Here is a 16,224-nt window from a genome sequence, read left to right as displayed (position 1 = left end):
CTTCTTTCGCCGTCCTTATTCCAGTTTCACTCCCAAACGGCTGCAGCACTCATCAATTACGGCCAAAAGCTCATCATCGGTCAGTACCGTTACACGGCCTTCTTCGTACTGCTTGTCCACCCAGGCTTTGACCATGACTGCCAGCTCACTGTTCTTGTCAATCTGCTTCTCGCCAGACAGGCGGAAATGATTGTTGATCCAGTGGGCGATCCCTGCCAGGCCGGAAGTATTGGAGACTGCCACCTGAGGCGGACGGTTCAGGAATTTCTCTGTATCAAATATATTATAAATCTCTTCATTTTTCAACAGTCCGTCTGCATGAATTCCGGCTCTTGTAACATTAAAGGCAGTTCCCACAAAAGGAGTCTGGGGCGGAATCTTATAACCAATCTCTTTTTCATAGTATTCAGCCAGTTCTGTGATGACTGTGGTGTCCATTCCATCCAGAGAGCCCTTCAGCTGGGCATACTCGAATACCATAGCCTCAAGAGGTGTATTCCCTGTCCGCTCTCCAATACCGAAAAGAGAACAGTTTACACCACTGGCTCCATAGAGCCAGGCTGTTGTAGAATTGCTTACCGCTTTATAAAAATCGTTATGGCCGTGGAACTCAATAAGTTCAGAAGGAAATCCGGCATGGGTCATAATGCCGTAGATGATTCCCGGAACAGATCTGGGGATCACAGCGCCGGGATAATTTACCCCATACCCCATGGTATCGCAGCACCGGACCTTAATGGGAATGGAATATTCCTCCATCAGCTTTGTCAGTTCCAGACAGAAAGGAATTACATAACCATAGATATCTGCCCTGGTAATATCCTCCAGATGGCATCTGGGACTGATGCCAATTTCCAGGCAGTCGCGGATTACGCTGAGGTAATGTTCCATAGCCTGGCGGCGGGTCATCTTCATTTTATAGAAAATATGATAGTCAGAACAGCTGACCAGAATTCCTGTTTCTTTCAGACCAATATCTTTTACCAGTTCAAAATCCTTTTTGCTTGCTCTTATCCAGCTTGTAACCTCGGGAAATTTATATCCTTTTTCCAGACATTTATATACTGCATCCCGGTCCTTTTTGCTGTAGAGGAAAAATTCGCTTTGACGGATCTTTCCGTTAGGTCCTCCCAGTCTGTGGAGATATTCATAGATCTTTACAATCTGTTCTGTACTGTAGGGGGCCCTGGACTGCTGACCATCGCGGAAAGTAGTATCTGTGATCCAAATATCATCGGGCATGTGATGAGGGACGATCCTGTCGTTAAAAGCAATCTTCGGTACCTCTGTATAAGGAAACAGGTTTCGGAATACATTGGGCTTTTCCACATCTACCAGAGGATACATATGCTCCTCCAGTTCCAACAGATTCGTGTGATAATTCATACGTACAGCTCTGTCAATCATTTCTCTCACTCCTCATTTTCTGTAAAAATCATAGTTTCATACGCTACTATATAGAACTGCTTGTATCATTGTATACAATTATACAAAACCTGTCAATAAGTTTTTTAACTTTGATAGCATCCATAACCAGAAGTTATGACCTACCTAAAAAGTTTTGCAGCTGAAAAAGCCCCCATCCCTGGAGATTGTGGGGATAACCCAGGTCTTTTGCTGTAGCCCTCAGCCGTTTTTTTACATCCAGATTTGTAAGCTCCGGATATTTTTCCAGAAGCAGCGCAATTCCCCCGGAGACAACAGGGGTAGACATAGAAGTACCGCTCTTTCTGGTATAGGGATAAGGACAATTTTTATTAGAACAGGAAATAATCTCATTTCCCGGAGCCACAATGTCCGGCTTGCTGATACAGTCTTTCGTAGGGCCTCTTCCGGATATTCCCTGATTACGTACCAGCATATCGGAGGAGCCTACTGTAATGATCTTCCGGCTGCTGCCCGGAGCTGTAATGCTCCCTTTTCCCGGCCCCATATTGCCTGCTGCAGCCACAACCACCAGTCCTTTATCCCAGGCTTCTTCCACAGCCTCTATCAGGTCCTCATGTCCTTTTCGCTGGGTAGTCCCTACAGAAATATTTACAATCCGGATATGATAGCGTTCCATATTTTCTTCAATCCATTTCAGTGCCTGGATAACCTTTTCCTTATTTCCGTTTCCTTTTTCATCTAAAACTTTAATGGGAATGAGGCCGCAGCCAGACGCTGTCCCCCGGTATTTCCCGCCGGAGGCAGCCCCGCTCCCGCCCAGTATTCCCAGCACATGGGTGCCATGTCCGTTATCATCATAGGCCTGTTCCCGTCCATGGATATAATCTCGAAAGGCCCAGATCCTGCTGCCAAAATCTATATGAGGAAAAGCGCCTGTATCTAAAACAGCCACTCCGATTCCCTTACCACTTAATTCCCTCATGACTTTTCTCAGATACACCTTTGTTTTTCTATATCATATTCTTGGGAAATCTCCCTGGTTCCAGTCAAGATTTTCAGGGAACATTCATAGATTGAAAAGAATGAAGAGCCAAAAACATGGGAGTTTTTATGCCATCTATACGAGAAATGATTCTTTCCGAAGAGTATGCAGATGTCATCGTCCCTTATTTTCCCTGTTTTCTCAATCAATATCGGGAACAGGGTGCACAAGTCTTTAATGAGTATTACGGGATGATCCATTATCCCCTTTCTGAGCGGTCCTTTGCCGCTTTTTTTGAGGAGGGCTTTTTTTATACCACTGTGCCCAAGCTCTACACACTTTTGGACACGGTAAATCTGGATGCAGCAGGGATTACCCAGGTACAGAACCAGCCGGTACTGAAACTTACCGGCCAGGATATTATCCTGGGATTTATCGATACGGGAATTGACTATACTCATCCGGCTTTTAGAAGAAGTGACGGCAGCAGCCGTATATACGGTCTCTGGGACCAGACGGTTCAGACCGGCACACCGCCCTACGATCTGGAATATGGAAGTGTCTATACCCGGCAGGAAATTAATCAGGCATTGGCACTGGAGGATCCTTATTCTCTGGTTCCCAGCCAGGACGAAATCGGCCATGGCACGGCTCTTGCCGGGATTGCCGCTGGTACTGCCCTTCCTGAAAATGACTTCGCTGGAGCCGCTCCTCAGGCAATGATCGCTGTTGTCAAACTGAAACCTGCCAAGGAATACTTAAAATCCTTTTTCTATGTTACAGGAGACGCTCCTGCTTATCAGATGACGGACATCATGGCCGGCATCCGTTATCTCATCCGGCTCTCGGAAGAGCTGTTAAAACCTCTGGTAATCTGTCTGGGGCTTGGCACCAGCCAGGGTGCTCATTCTGGGGATTCTCCACTGGACTCCATGCTGTCTGTCACAAATCAGTTCCGGGGCATTACCGGCGTATCCGCTGCAGGCAATGAAGCCGGAAGAGCTCACCACTACTATGGTACTGCTCTAAACTCTACAGAGTATAACGCTGTGGAAATTCTGGTAAAGGAAGGCACCCGGGGATTTTGCGCTGAACTTTGGGGACAGCCTCCGGAAGTCTATGCGGTTGGTTTTGAATCCCCTTTAGGGGAGGTGGTCCAGAAGATTCCTCCCAGACTCAGCTACAGTGAAAATATTTCTTTTATCCTGGAAAACACCAAAATTTTTGTCAGTTCTGAAATCATCCAGACAGTTTCCGGAAGCCAGCTTATTTTTATCCGTTTCACAGATCCAACTCCCGGATCCTGGAAAATCCGTGTGTATACAGGAAACTACAACAGCGGCAGCTATCATATCTGGCTTCCGATCACTGGTTTTTCAAATCCGGATGTGACTTTTCTGGAGCCTAATCCTGATACCACCATTACCTCCCCCGGCACTTCTCTCTCTGTAATCACAACAGCCGCCTACAATGCATACAACAACAGTCTCTATCTGAATTCCAGCCGAGGTTATACAAGGACCGGACAGATTAAGCCGGATATTGCTGCCCCGGGAGTAAATGTTTTTGCCCCTGCTCCGAGACAGCGCTATACCACGATTACCGGTACGTCTGCTGCTGCTGCAATTACCGCAGGGGCCAGTGCTTTGGTCATGGAATGGGGTATGAATCGGACTCCCTCCAGGATCTTTAACAGTGAGGAGATGAAATCCCTCTTCATCCGGGGAGCACAAAGACGGGGAGATAATCTTTATCCAAACCGGGAATGGGGGTACGGACTTTTAGATGTGTATCAGGTATTTGTTTCTCTGTCTTCTCCCTGAAATATTTTGCACCCTTTTTTTCCCAATGCATAGTATGTAAGTGTAAACAAGATTTTTGGAGGAAACATTCATGAGTGATTTAGCTGCTACAAATTGTGGTTGCGGTTGCGACGATAACTGCGGAGGAGGCATGAGCCGTGGCTTATTCGGCGGCGGATGCAGCTGCATCATCTGGATTCTGCTTTTACTCTGCTGCTGTGGAAACGGCAATACCTTCAGCGGTAATGACGGATGCAGCGACTCTAGCTGTCTGATCCTGATCTTACTGCTCCTGTGCGGATGTGGCAACGGATGCGGAAACGGATGCTGCTAAAATAACAGGAAAGGGGGCTGTCACATCATATGTCATGAATATTTATACATTTTATGCGAATTTGTCGAGCATAGCTTTGAGACCATAGGCTCAAAGCGGCACAGACTGAGCAATAAGATGTATAAATATTCTCGATTTCGATTAATGCGACAGCTCCCCCATATTGTGCAAATGGAGCTGCGTATCCGCAGCTCCAACCCAATGGTAAACTCGAAGACTGTGCTTTCCATGGTCATAAATCAGACGTTTATGCACTGCTGCGATAAACGAGAAATGTCTGCCTGTGCAGATTTAGAACGGGTTCTTTTTTCTTTTATCACTCCCATCTTCTGTTTTCTCACAGCGAATGATGATTTAGTCTTTGAGTTTCCAGCAGACACGCTGATTGAAGAAATAAAAACAAAAAGTAAAAAGAAAAGACAGCATTGTCTTTTGACATCTTCTATTATGACAACATCCGGCCTCTCCGTCAAGGAAAACAGTCTGACAGTTTCCGGTGGATTCCTGCCTTTTCTCTTCTATATTTACAGCATGTCTCAGAATTTTTGTACTTTCTCCCAGATTCCTGTCTCTTCAAAATCTGCCACTGCTTTTTTTGCCTCTTCTGACAGGTTTTCCGGATATCCCGTCATTTCCAAAAGGCGTATGGCATTTCTGGTGGTCACTCTGCCTTTCTTCAGCAGATAATTAAAGACTACCTCATGTTCCTTTACTTCTTCCTCAAAATGATAGTTTTCGTACAGGTCCTCCAGAATATAAGACAGCTCAATATCATGGGTAGCTGCAAAGGGCAGCACATGCTCCCTGTCCAGACCCGCCAGTATCCTGGAAGATGCACCAATCCTTTCAATCGTGTTTGTCCCTCTTAAGACTTCATCAATGATACATAAAAGACAGCCTTCTTTTTCTGTCTCATCTAAAATCCTTTTCAGGGAACGTATTTCCACGATAAAATAGCTCTCTCCCCTTTCCAGATCATCCCGAAGAGCCATGGAAGTCATAACTTTAAAATAAGGCGCCTGGTATTCAGAAGCTGTAACAGTATAGATAGTCTGAGCCAAAATGGTATTTACCGCTATATTCTTCAGAAAAGTGGATTTTCCCGAGGCGTTGGAGCCAGTTACCAAAATCCCGTTCTCTGCCTCTATGCTGTTGGCCACAGGATGAGAAAGCAGCGGATGGTACAGGTTTTCCACCTTTAGATAAGCTTTGCCTGCCATTTCAAGTTCCGGTATGCTGTAGTAAGGCAGACTTACTCTGAAAGACGCAATGGAGATCATGGCATCCAGATATCCGAAAATCTTCATCAGACCCAAAATTTCTTCCTGATGTTCCTGCATGGCCTTCATCATGGTAGAAAACTTAATCAGGTCAATGTGCGTAAGCATACGGATATAGTCCATGATCAGCCCTTCCATCCCTCCTCCTGTACTGCTCTGCTCCAGGACCAGAAAGGATCCTTTCTGAAAGGTCCGCAGTTCTTTCCGGCATCTTTTTCCTTCTTCCATATATGAAGCAAGCTCCGGGATCTTCAGTTTTTCCAGATTTTTCTGTGCCTCCAGAAGCTGGATCACACAGCGGAAGCTGGTAAGATACAGATCAATATCCTGCTTTCGCATAAAATACGTGATAATATTCAGAATGCAGATTCCCAGGAAGCAAAAGATTCCCGGCGAAGGCATGGCTGCAAAAAACAATAGGGAAAGGAAAAAGGCGCCGCACATAACTATCTGGAATCCTTTTCCCTGGATCTCTACCTCTTTCGTTACACTGACAGCCTCATAAACGCTTACATTTCCCGGTTTCCGGATTCCGGCAAGAAGAGCCTGTACCTTGTGCCGCTCCATTTCTTTCTCTGAGAAAAATTCCAGAAGCCTCTGCCTCTCTTTCAATTCCTCTTCCTCAAAAACCGGCTTTCTCAGAATCTCATAGAGGTATTCATCTCCAATGGGGGAAATGCTCTGGTTTATCAGAGCAAAAATCCGGTCCATATCCAGGTCATTCCAGGTAATATCGTCAACATAAAAGCCTTCTTTTTCTCTTTTACGGAAAAACTGGGATATATGTTCCAGTTCATCATAACTGTATTCCCGCTGGGGGATCTTGCCCCAGGAAGCCATCATCCTTTCCAGAAAAAGCTTTCGCCTCTTACCCTTTTCATAATAATTCAGGACTCCAGCCCCTGCCAGAAACAGAAGAATCACTACCAGCCCGATTACGGTATCATTATACATAGTTCACCTAAAAATAATTGTTTATAAGCTCTAAAAATTGATGGATATCTTCCTCTGTATGAGCGTCAGAAAGGAAAATAGCTTCAAACTGAGAGGGCGCCAGATGAACTCCATGCTCCAGCATATATTCAAAATATTTTGAGAAAGCCGCCGTGTCAGAAGTCTTGGCTGACTGGTAATCCCTAACAGGAGTTTCTGTAAAGAAAATACTGCCAAGAGAAGCTACAGCATTTACCTGGTATCCGATTTCCTTCTCCACAAAAATCTTCCGGATTCCCTCAAAGAGGATTTCTCCTTTCTGGAAAAGACGTTTATAAATATCCTGGTCCTCCCAGAGGATTTTCAGCTGAGCCAGACCTGCTGCCATGGCGATAGGATTGCCGCTTAAAGTACCTGCCTGATAGACCGGACCGCTGGGGGCCACCATTTCCATGATCTCTTTTCTTCCGCCGTAGGCTCCCACAGGCATGCCTGCGCCGATGATCTTTCCATAAGTAACCATGTCAGGCGTCACTCCGTAGTATTCTGCCGCGCCCCCGAATCTTAAGCGGAAACCGGTAATCACCTCATCAAAGATCAGCAGGGCTTTATGCTTGTCACACAGATCTCTCAGACCCTGAAGAAAACCGTCTTCAGGAGGAACCACACCCATATTGGCGGCCACCGGCTCTACAATCACTGCTGCCACCTGATCCTGGCTTTCTGCCATTAATTTTTCTACGCTATCAAGATCATTATACACTGCGATCATTGTATCCTGGGTACAGCCTTTTGGCACACCGGCACTGTCCGGTACGCCGCTGGTCATCACGCCGCTTCCTGCACTTACCAGCATGGCGTCCGTATGACCATGGTAGCAGCCGGCGAACTTAATAATCTTATTCTTACCGGTATAGCCTCTGGCCGTGCGGATAGCGCTCATAACTGCTTCTGTACCGGAATTCACCATACGGATCATTTCCACATGAGGGATCCGCTGGCAGATAAACTCTGCCATCTCTACTTCCCGCTCTGTAGCGCAGCCAAAACTTAATCCGTTCTCGCTGGCACGGATCACCGCTTCTTTTATCCGCTCATCATTATGCCCCAGGATCATAGGACCCCAGGAACCGATATAATCTGTATAAGCGTTTCCGTCCACATCAAAAATCTTGCTTCCCACAGCTCCCTGGATAAATCTGGGAGCCTCATCTACAGAACCAAAGGCTCGTACCGGGCTGTTTACTCCTCCCGGGATTCTTTTCACTGCTCTCTGAAACAGCTCTTCTGATCTTGTCATTATCCGATTCTCCCTTCGTCTAAGAATTTTGCGATTTCTTCTGCAAAATAAGTTAAATAAATATCTGTTCCTGCTCTGAAAGCGCTGACTGCCATCTCACAGATGATCCGGTCCTCCTCTATGTATCCCAGCTTTGCTCCTGCCTTGACCATAGCGTACTCTCCGCTGACGGAATAAGATGCCACCGGAAGATGGATCTGGTCTTTTACCTCCCGGATAATGTCCAGATAATTCATTGCCGGTTTTACCATGATAATATCCGCTCCCTCTTCTACATCCAGAAGAGCTTCTTTAATAGCTTCTCTTCGGTTATGGAAGTCCATCTGATAGCTCTTTCTGTCGCCGAAAGCCGGGGCAGAACCTGCTGCATCACGGAAAGGTCCGTAAAAGGCAGAGGCATATTTCACTGCATAAGACATAATGGGAATATCCCGGTAGCCGTTCTTATCCAGGATGGTGCGGATAGCCCGGACTCTTCCGTCCATCATATCAGAGGGCGCTACCATATCCGCTCCAGCCTCTGCATGAGAAAGAGCTGTCTGGGCCAGATATTCCAGGGTTTTGTCATTGTCCACTTCATGTCCACAGAGGATGCCGCAGTGTCCATGGGAAGTATACTCACACATACATACATCGGTGATCAGATATAGCTCATCCTGAAATTCTTCTCTCGCTTTCCGAAGAGCCTTCTGAACAATTCCATCCTCTGCATATGCCTGGCTTCCGACCTCGTCTTTGTGGTCAGGAATACCGAAAAACATTACCTTATCTACTCCTGCTTTTTTTAATTCCTCCAGTTTTTCCGGAAGCCGGTCCAGGCTGTACCGGTACTGCCCAGGCATAGTAGCGATTTCTTCTTTCAGATTCTCTCCCTCTCTTACAAAGATGGGGTAGATCAGAGAGCTTTTATCCATTCTGGTCTCTCTTACCATTTTTCTTAAACTTTCTCCCCCTCTGAGTCTTCTGGGTCTGATCCCCATGTCCATTTGTCAACACTCCTTTTCCTTTAATCTTATTACCAGCTCCAGCACACTGTCTATGGTAGCTTTTTCGGCCATATAGGTCTTCATTCCATAGGAGTCTGCCGCTGCTTTTGTCTGTTTTCCAATACAGGCCGCTGTGACCTTTGTATAATCCAGATCCGGGCAGGCCGCTGCAAATCCTCTTACTGTAGAGGCGCTGGTGAATACCGCACAGTCTATCCCGCCCTGTTCAAATTCTTTTTTCTCATCTATGATTTCCTGATTTTCATAAAAAGTATCATAAGTGGCGATATCTGAGATCCGAAGGCCCGGTTTCTTTTCCAGCTCCTCCAGGATTTCATGATTTCCAATCTTAGCGCGAGGGATCAAAATCCGCTCTTCCCCGCAGCAGGCATCTCGCAGGGCTTTTCCAAGGGAAGCTCCGTCATAGATTTCCGGAATCAGATCCGGGATCAGGCCTCTCTCTTTCAAAGCTTTCTCGGTGCCTTTGCCGATAGCGGCAATCCGGATTCCTCCCAGCTTTCTGATATCTGTTCCGGTCTTCAGCAGTTCTTCAAAGAAGACCTTCACTCCTGTAGGACTGGTAAATGCAGCCCAGTCATAAGTATCCAGCTCTTTAAAGGCCTGATGCAGTTCTCTCTGGTCTTCCAGGGGCTCTGTCCGTATAGCAGGCAGTTCCAGAACTTCCGCACCCAGTGTCCGAAGCTTGGCAGACATGGTGGAGATCAGATCTTTTGGTCTGGTCACCAATACTTTATAACCGGCCAGCGGAAGCTTTTCATACCAGGCAAATTCCTCTGCCAGAGCGCAGACCTTTCCTACCACAATGATCGCCGGAGTTTCCACTCCCTGCCGCTTTACTTCTTCCGGCAGTTCCGCCACTGTGGAAACAATCCTTTTCTGCCCTGCAGTCGTTCCTTTCTGGAGAACTGCCGCAGGCATCTGTGGATCCATTCCTGCCTCCAGAAGAGAGGCGCAGATATCCGGAAGGGCTGTAACTCCCATGAGAAAAACGAGGGTGCCTTTGGTGTCCACCAGTGCCTTAAAATCAATATCGTAGGCTTCTCCCTGGCGTTTATGACCGGTGATAATATGAAGGGAAGAAGTATAGTCCCGGTGAGTCACAGGGATGCCGTTATAGGCAGGCACTGCAATAGGGGAAGTTACTCCCGGCACCACCTCATAGGGAATCTGCTCCTTTGTCAGAAGCTCCAGCTCCTCTCCTCCTCTTCCGAAAAGGAAAGGATCCCCTCCCTTCAGACGCACCACACGGCAGCCTTTCTTTGCCTCTTCTACCAGGACCTGATTGATCTTCTCCTGGGGCATAGTGTGATGAGAAGCCCGTTTTCCCACATTGATGGCTTTTGCCTCTTTTGGAATCTGGGATAAGACTCCCTGTCCAACCAGGCTGTCATAGACTACCACCTCTGCGTTCTGTAAGATTTCTCTGCCTTTTACGGTAAACAGGCCCGGATCTCCCGGGCCGGCGCCTACCAGCCAGACCTTTCCTGTACTCATATCTATCTGCTCCTTTACTGCTGATTTTCTTTCCTGCATGTTTCCTGCAGCCTGCGGGCAAGGGAAATCCCCAGTTCCTCTGCCGAGGAAATTCTGCCTTTTTCGCTGCCTCTTATGTATTTTCCTGTTTCTTCCTCATAGTACAATCCCATGAGGAATAATTCCTCTCCCAGAACCTGTCCGTGAGCCGCTACGGGAGAAGAACAGCCACCGTCCAGATAGCGGACAAAGGCCCGCTCTGCTCTGGCTGCAGCGGCAGCCTCCGGATCCTGGAAATCTGCCAGGTAAGAATAATCCTCTCCGGCCCTTCCCTGGACTGCCAGGATTCCCTGGCCAGCAGCGGGTATGATTTCTTCCACAGTAAAATAACGGCTGATCCTGTTTTCCAGTCCCAGCCTTTTCAGTCCTGCTGCTGCCAGGACCAGGGCACTGTATTCTCCGCTGTCCAGCTTTTTCAGCCGGGTCAGGACATTTCCACGTACGCTCTTAAATTCCATATCCGGAAAAAGCTCCTTTAGCTGAAGGATTCTCCGGAGGCTGGAACAGCCTATAGGCTTCCTCTTGTCCATGGTTTCCTGTCCTTTTGGAAGGACCAGCACATCCCGGGGATCCTCTCTTTTGGAATAGGACACCAAAGGCAGCTCCTCCGGTACTTCCATAGGCATATCCTTCAGGCTGTGCACAGAGAGGTCACTTCTCTTTTCCATAAGAGCCTTATCCAGTTCTTTCACAAAAAGCCCTTTTCCTCCGATCTTATCCAGTGTCCTGTCCAGGATAATGTCCCCTGTTGTTTTCATAGTCAGGATCTCTGCCTGGATCTCCGGAGAGTGTTCTTCTATATATTTTTTTACCATTTCACTCTGGATCACTGCCAGCCGGCTTTCACGGCTGCCGATTATGACTTTCTTCATCTTGTACCTCCATGTTGTCTCCCAGCAATACCTTCTGGGTTTTTTCCCGGACCTCTCTCACTTTCCTGTGGTCTTTTCCGCTTCCGTTGAATCCTATGACTACACCCTCGTATTCCAGGATTCCTGGAAAATGAAAGTCGCATTTATTCTGGTCGCTGGCTACATTTACCTGAATTCCCAGACATTTGCAGGCACTGTAAATATCTTCATTTACTTCTTTGTTGTCTGTGGCCGCAATGACCAGATCTGCATCATAAAGGTCCTCTCTGGAATAGGTCTTTTCTTTGTAAAGGATCTCTCCCTGACGGGCCAGACTGAGGATCTCTTCAGAAGCCTCAGGGGCTTCTACCACCACTTCTCCTGCAAAGGGCAAAAGGGTTTTTACTCTCCGGGAGGCAATTTTCCCTGCCCCTACTACCAGAACCTTTTTTTGGGTCAGGTCCACAAAGAGGGGAAACATTTTTTTCTCTTTACTCTTCATATAGCTTCTCCAACCCTTCCACACAATTTATAAACTCTTCTTCTTTCATAAAATCCTTCAGGCCGAACATCATCTTGTTGACCACTTTCCCGGCAGCTGTGTCAATGGCATTTAAAAGATTTTCCCGGTCTTTCTCTTCCATGGGAGTCTTCCTTAATATCTTCATGATACGGAGATTCAGATCTTCTACTGCATCTGCCTTGATCTCCTGAATCCTTGGGATCAGATCTCTGCCATTGTACCAGCTGTAAAACTCCTCCTGCTGCTCCTGAAGGATCTTCCCTGCCTGGTCAAGGCTGGCCTGGAGCTTGGGAGATACCGCATCAATCTTGAAACTGTCAATATCGTACAAAGTCACATTACTAAGGGTCCCTGCCGAAGGCTCTATGTCTCTTGGCACTGCCAAGTCGATAAGAACAATATGTCCGGGAATTTCTGCATTTTCAATCTGCTCCATAGTCAGCGTATAATTAGGACTTGCTGTAGCGCTGACTGCCAGATCACATTTTGGAAGAAACTCCAGACGCTCTCCATAATTGATCCTGTCGCAGCCCTGAGGGATTGTCACAATTCCGCTGCGGTACTGCCGCACTGTGACCGTTACATCTGCTCCTGCTTCCTTAAGAGCCAGAGCAGTTACCTTCCCCATTTCGCCGTTTCCAATAACCATACAGGTTTTTCCCTGGATGGAAAATCCCTGATTTTCCAGACGTTCTATAGCCTGGTGGATTACAGAGCTGTTGGCTCTGGAAAAGCTTACCTGGGTTTTTACTTTCTTTGCAGCAGTAACCGCCATGCGGAATAAAACCTCCAGAACATTATCTGTACAGTAAGCTTCTCTGGAAAGGGCTAGGGCATCTTTCACCTGGGTAATGATCTGGTCCTCTGCAAGAATCTGGGATTTCAGGCCACTGGTAAGATAGAACAAATGCTCTACGGCCTCCTCTTCTTTTCTGGAAACAAAATACTGCCGGAATTCATCCGGATCCTTCTCTTTTTCTCTGCATAAAAATTCATAGAGAGAACCTTTCCAGTCTTCCCCAGTACTGGCCCAAATCTCCATACGGTTACAGGTAGACAGAATAATACAGCCCAGGATTCCCGGCTCTTTTTTCAGATTTTCCAGGGCTGCAACTGTATTTTTTTTCGTAAATGAAAACTGGGCCCGAACATCTACTGATGCCTTTTTGTAGTCGATTCCAATCATGGAAATACTCATGTCTTTACTCTCCCCTATTTTCTTTCTCTTATGAATTATGAACGGTCTTATCTCCACTCAATCTTTTCTCATCTTAGCATAGAATTCTTTCCCGTGCAATGATTGATTCCTATTGACAAAAATCCTGTATATGCTACAATAAATCCAGAATTGAATGTACAAAGGTGCCTGCATAAAATGCGGGAGAATAGGAAAGCTGAGTGAAAAGCTCACACGGTCACGCCGCTGTAAAGGAGGAGCCGTATTTCTTGTAAGGTTTTTGTAAGACCTGCGTCACTGGGAATTACCTGGGAAGGCTGAAATACGGTGAGGATGCCTAAGTCAGAAGACCTGCCTTGTGCACGAAATTTACACAGGTTACGAACGATGGCCTCGTGTAAGAACAGGTTGGCTCATAGCAGTTCAATTCTATTTGCTATACCTCTTGTTCTTCTGGTAGCCTGTGGGAATCATCCCTCAGGTTTTTTTATTGTACAGGGAGCTTTGTTCCCAATAAAAAAGTCCCGCAAAAATATACTGCAGCGGGAAAATCACATTTTACTATCAGAAAGGAGAAGAAAATGAGTAAACAGGAAAAACGTATTCTGGCTCTGGCAGGGGCTTTTGCCCTCACCTTCGGCATTGTCCCCAATGTCAGCGCCATGCACATTATGGAGGGATATCTGCCCGGAGGTTTTTGCATTGCCTGGGGTGTTTTGTGCCTGCCATTTTTGATCGCAGGTTTCATGTCCATAAAGAAAACTTTAAATGACCACCGAAATCTGATCACACTGCTGGCCATGTCCGGCGCCTTTATCTTTGTGATCTCATCACTGAAGATCCCTTCCGTAACAGGAAGCTGTTCTCATATGACAGGAACTGGACTGGGTGCCATTTTGTTCGGTCCCTCTGCTGTTTCTGTGCTGGGACTGATCGTTCTTTTGTTCCAGGCCATTCTGCTGGCTCACGGCGGCCTTACCACTATTGGGGCCAATACCTTTTCCATGGCCATAGCAGGACCTTTCCTTTCCTATGGGATATATAAACTTTGTAACAAAAGTGGGATGAACAAGCGGGCCAGTGTTTTTCTGGCCGCCGCTTTAGGCGACTTATTCACATACTGCATCACCGCTTTGCAGATGGCTCTTGCTCACCATGCAGATACTAGCATAGGCGGCGCTTTGGTGAAATTTCTTGTGGTTTTTGCTCCTACCCAGGTGCCTCTGGCCATCATTGAAGGAATCATCACAGTCCTCATCGTCATGGGACTGGAAACCTATGCAAAGCCAGAGCTTCGTACTATCGGATTTATAAAGGAGGGAAAATAAGCCATGAAAAAGAAAGTGTTTCTGGGAATCCTCTTAATTTTTTTAATCGCTCTGGTTCCTCTCTTCGCTTTAAAAGATGCTGAATTCGGAGGCTCCGATGATGCAGGCAGCCAGGTAGTAGAAGAGGTGGATTCTTCCTATGAGCCCTGGGCCACTCCTATTCTGGAAAGGCTCATTGGCGGAGAACTGCCAGGAGAGGTTGAAAGCCTTTTCTTTTGTATCCAGACCGGTATCGGCGTGGGAATCATTGCCTTTATCATGGGCAGGTTCGTGGAACGAAGAAAATGGATGAAACATGAAGAACAATAAAGGAAGGAGTTTCCCGTGATTACCATAGACAAGCTCTGTTATAATTCAAAGCTTCGCTATGAAAATGCCGGTGAAAAATTTGCCTTTGCAGTGATTACACTTTGCATTTGTGTAATGAGTCGTTCCATTGCAGTGGCATGTATTGTTTTAGCTGTGACAGGGATTCTTGCCGTATGGAAAGGCGGAGTCCCTGTTTCCCGTTATCTGGGTTTTCTCACTGTACCACTGGCTTTTTTATTCCTGAGCACAATAGCAATTATGTTTAACATTAGAAAAGCCCCTTTGGACCTTTTTGCGATTTCAATCGGCAGTTGGTATGTGACGGCAAGTACCGATTCTTTTTTCTACGCAGTACAGTTGATCCTGACGGCCTTGGGAGCCGTATCCTGCTTGTATTTTCTATCCTTTACCACACCTATGCCGGATATCCTGGAAGTACTGGGAAAACTCCACTGCCCTGGTCTTCTTATTGAGCTGATGCTGCTGATCTATCGTTTTATTTTTATTCTCCTGAACACAGCTTCTGCTATTACCACATCCCAGAACTGCCGTCTTGGAAATAAAGATTACAGGACTTCTTTAAAGTCTTTTGGGCTGCTGGGCTCTGTACTTATGATGCGGGCTATCTCCCGCTCCAATAAACTTTATGACGCTATGGAAGCCCGGTGTTACGATGGCAGAATTCAGGTGCTGTCAGAGAATCAGCCTCCCAGAAAAAAAATCATTGCCGCTATCGCAGTCTTTGATACTGCACTTTTCATTTTTGCCTTATGGAGGAGATTTTTCTCATGAATCAAGATATTATCTTAAAAGCCGAGAACCTTTATTATTCTTATGATGACGACAACAGCCATTCTCTCAATGGACTGTCTCTGGAAATAAAAAAGGGGCAAAAGATAGCCGTTATGGGAGCCAACGGCAGCGGAAAATCCACTTTTTTCCTCTGCTGTACAGGAATTCTAAAGCCTCAGAAAGGACATCTGTTTTTTAAAGGAAAGAAATACGCCTATGACAAAAAAAGTCTTCTGGATCTGAGGAGCAAAGTGGGTATCGTCTTTCAGGACCCGGATAACCAGCTTTTCTCTGCCAGTGTTTACCAGGAAATCTCCTTCGGCATCCTGAATCTGGGGGTTGCCCCGGAAGAGGCCAAAAAAGAGGTGGAGAAAGTCATTGATTATCTGGAGATCACCCCTTTCCGCCATAAACCTACCCACGCCTTAAGCGGAGGTCAGAAGAAGCAGGTTTCCATTGCAGATATCCTGGTCATGCACCCGGATATCATTATCCTGGACGAGCCGGCAGCGGCCCTGGATCCAAAGCATACCCAGATGGTAAACCACATTGTAGATCAGATGACAGAGGCGGGGATCACCGTTCTCATGGCTACCCACGATGTTGATTACGCCTATGAGTGGGCAGATGAAGTCATCCTTTTCCATGAAGGAAAAGTCCTGCTCCACGGGTCTCCCGCCCAGG

14 protein-coding genes, 1 pseudogene and 1 riboswitch are annotated in these 16,224 nt (G+C 46.6%); of the genes and pseudogenes, 6 read left to right on the top strand and 9 right to left on the bottom strand.

Going from position 1 to position 16,224, the window contains the following annotated elements; translation table 11 throughout:
* Positions 1–15: 15 nt before the first annotated feature.
* Together B5G00_RS14880 and B5G00_RS14875 are read right to left on the bottom strand one after the other, a co-directional pair.
* The gene (locus tag B5G00_RS14880; protein WP_087274136.1) at positions 16–1,407 is read right to left on the bottom strand and encodes a 2-isopropylmalate synthase; all 1,392 of its coding nucleotides are present in this window, start codon (positions 1,405–1,407) and stop codon (positions 16–18) included.
* A gap of 133 nt (positions 1,408–1,540) precedes the next feature.
* Complete coding sequence (locus B5G00_RS14875; protein ID WP_087274187.1) at positions 1,541–2,371, bottom strand: S8 family peptidase; 831 nt, start codon at positions 2,369–2,371, stop codon at positions 1,541–1,543.
* A gap of 116 nt (positions 2,372–2,487) precedes the next feature.
* On the opposite strand from B5G00_RS14875, the gene B5G00_RS14870 reads away from it, so the two are divergent.
* Both B5G00_RS14870 and B5G00_RS14865 read left to right on the top strand, forming a co-directional pair.
* On the top strand, positions 2,488–4,194 hold the full coding sequence (locus B5G00_RS14870) for a S8 family peptidase (RefSeq protein WP_242971378.1): 1,707 nt from the start codon (positions 2,488–2,490) through the stop codon (positions 4,192–4,194).
* 70 nt (positions 4,195–4,264) lie between these two features.
* Entirely contained in the window at positions 4,265–4,507 is a 243-nt protein-coding gene (locus tag B5G00_RS14865; RefSeq protein ID WP_087274134.1) for a chorion class high-cysteine HCB protein 13, read from the top strand.
* A gap of 536 nt (positions 4,508–5,043) precedes the next feature.
* Here B5G00_RS14865 and B5G00_RS14860 read toward each other — a convergent pair.
* Genes B5G00_RS14860 through hemA form a run of 7 tightly spaced genes read right to left on the bottom strand, consistent with a single transcriptional unit; the run spans position 5,044 to position 13,132 of the window.
* The gene (locus B5G00_RS14860; RefSeq protein WP_087274133.1) at positions 5,044–6,741 is read right to left on the bottom strand and encodes a MutS-related protein; all 1,698 of its coding nucleotides are present in this window, start codon (positions 6,739–6,741) and stop codon (positions 5,044–5,046) included.
* A gap of 7 nt (positions 6,742–6,748) precedes the next feature.
* Positions 6,749–8,020: a glutamate-1-semialdehyde 2,1-aminomutase gene (gene hemL, locus B5G00_RS14855; RefSeq protein ID WP_087274131.1), complete on the bottom strand. Its 1,272-nt coding sequence runs from the start codon at positions 8,018–8,020 to the stop codon at positions 6,749–6,751.
* Entirely contained in the window at positions 8,020–9,006 is a 987-nt protein-coding gene (hemB, locus tag B5G00_RS14850) for a porphobilinogen synthase (RefSeq protein WP_164496700.1), read from the bottom strand. Before hemB ends, hemL begins: the two co-directional genes overlap by 1 nt.
* Before the next feature lie 3 nt (positions 9,007–9,009).
* Entirely contained in the window at positions 9,010–10,521 is a 1,512-nt protein-coding gene (gene cobA / locus B5G00_RS14845) for a uroporphyrinogen-III C-methyltransferase (RefSeq protein WP_087274180.1), read from the bottom strand.
* A gap of 14 nt (positions 10,522–10,535) precedes the next feature.
* A complete protein-coding gene (hemC, locus tag B5G00_RS14840) occupies positions 10,536–11,432 on the bottom strand; it encodes a hydroxymethylbilane synthase (protein ID WP_087274129.1) in 897 nt (298 codons plus the stop codon).
* Entirely contained in the window at positions 11,404–11,913 is a 510-nt protein-coding gene (locus B5G00_RS14835; RefSeq protein ID WP_087274127.1) for a precorrin-2 dehydrogenase/sirohydrochlorin ferrochelatase family protein, read from the bottom strand. The genes hemC and B5G00_RS14835 overlap by 29 nt, the downstream gene beginning before the upstream one ends.
* Positions 11,903–13,132 (bottom strand): glutamyl-tRNA reductase, encoded by a 1,230-nt coding sequence (gene hemA / locus B5G00_RS14830; protein ID WP_087274125.1) that lies wholly within the window; start codon positions 13,130–13,132, stop codon positions 11,903–11,905. The genes B5G00_RS14835 and hemA overlap by 11 nt, the downstream gene beginning before the upstream one ends.
* A gap of 146 nt (positions 13,133–13,278) precedes the next feature.
* A riboswitch (cobalamin riboswitch) is annotated at positions 13,279–13,484 on the top strand.
* A 208-nt stretch (positions 13,485–13,692) separates the two neighbouring features.
* Between hemA and B5G00_RS14825 the strand changes: the two genes are divergently transcribed.
* The 4 genes and pseudogenes from B5G00_RS14825 to B5G00_RS19850 all read left to right on the top strand — a co-directional run.
* On the top strand, positions 13,693–14,439 hold the full coding sequence (locus B5G00_RS14825; protein WP_087274123.1) for an energy-coupling factor ABC transporter permease: 747 nt from the start codon (positions 13,693–13,695) through the stop codon (positions 14,437–14,439).
* Between the two features lie 3 nt (positions 14,440–14,442).
* The gene (locus tag B5G00_RS14820; protein WP_087274121.1) at positions 14,443–14,748 is read left to right on the top strand and encodes an energy-coupling factor ABC transporter substrate-binding protein; all 306 of its coding nucleotides are present in this window, start codon (positions 14,443–14,445) and stop codon (positions 14,746–14,748) included.
* A 15-nt stretch (positions 14,749–14,763) separates the two neighbouring features.
* The gene (gene cbiQ, locus B5G00_RS14815) at positions 14,764–15,540 is read left to right on the top strand and encodes a cobalt ECF transporter T component CbiQ (protein ID WP_087274119.1); all 777 of its coding nucleotides are present in this window, start codon (positions 14,764–14,766) and stop codon (positions 15,538–15,540) included.
* Positions 15,519–16,142 (top strand): annotated as a pseudogene (locus tag B5G00_RS19850) (energy-coupling factor ABC transporter ATP-binding protein); the annotation flags it as partial. The gene cbiQ and the pseudogene B5G00_RS19850, both read left to right, overlap by 22 nt.
* Positions 16,143–16,224 lie beyond the last annotated feature (82 nt).

The sequence above is a fragment of the Blautia sp. An46 genome (assembly GCF_002161645.1).
Taxonomy (GTDB): Bacteria; Bacillota; Clostridia; order Lachnospirales; family Lachnospiraceae; genus Blautia; species Blautia ornithocaccae.
Note: the sequence above shows the minus strand (reverse complement) of the source record. Positions and strands in the feature narration are given on the sequence as shown.

Coding starts and splice junctions, on each gene's coding strand:
- B5G00_RS14880 (WP_087274136.1), bottom strand. CDS start 1,407: ATGATTGACAGAGCTGTACGTATGAATTATCACACGAATCTGTTGGAA.
- B5G00_RS14875 (WP_087274187.1), bottom strand. CDS start 2,371: ATGAGGGAATTAAGTGGTAAGGGAATCGGAGTGGCTGTTTTAGATACA.
- B5G00_RS14870 (WP_242971378.1), top strand. CDS start 2,488: ATGGGAGTTTTTATGCCATCTATACGAGAAATGATTCTTTCCGAAGAG.
- B5G00_RS14865 (WP_087274134.1), top strand. CDS start 4,265: ATGAGTGATTTAGCTGCTACAAATTGTGGTTGCGGTTGCGACGATAAC.
- B5G00_RS14860 (WP_087274133.1), bottom strand. CDS start 6,741: ATGTATAATGATACCGTAATCGGGCTGGTAGTGATTCTTCTGTTTCTG.
- hemL (WP_087274131.1), bottom strand. CDS start 8,020: ATGACAAGATCAGAAGAGCTGTTTCAGAGAGCAGTGAAAAGAATCCCG.
- hemB (WP_164496700.1), bottom strand. CDS start 9,006: ATGGACATGGGGATCAGACCCAGAAGACTCAGAGGGGGAGAAAGTTTA.
- cobA (WP_087274180.1), bottom strand. CDS start 10,521: ATGAGTACAGGAAAGGTCTGGCTGGTAGGCGCCGGCCCGGGAGATCCG.
- hemC (WP_087274129.1), bottom strand. CDS start 11,432: ATGAAGAAAGTCATAATCGGCAGCCGTGAAAGCCGGCTGGCAGTGATC.
- B5G00_RS14835 (WP_087274127.1), bottom strand. CDS start 11,913: ATGAAGAGTAAAGAGAAAAAAATGTTTCCCCTCTTTGTGGACCTGACC.
- hemA (WP_087274125.1), bottom strand. CDS start 13,132: ATGAGTATTTCCATGATTGGAATCGACTACAAAAAGGCATCAGTAGAT.
- B5G00_RS14825 (WP_087274123.1), top strand. CDS start 13,693: ATGAGTAAACAGGAAAAACGTATTCTGGCTCTGGCAGGGGCTTTTGCC.
- B5G00_RS14820 (WP_087274121.1), top strand. CDS start 14,443: ATGAAAAAGAAAGTGTTTCTGGGAATCCTCTTAATTTTTTTAATCGCT.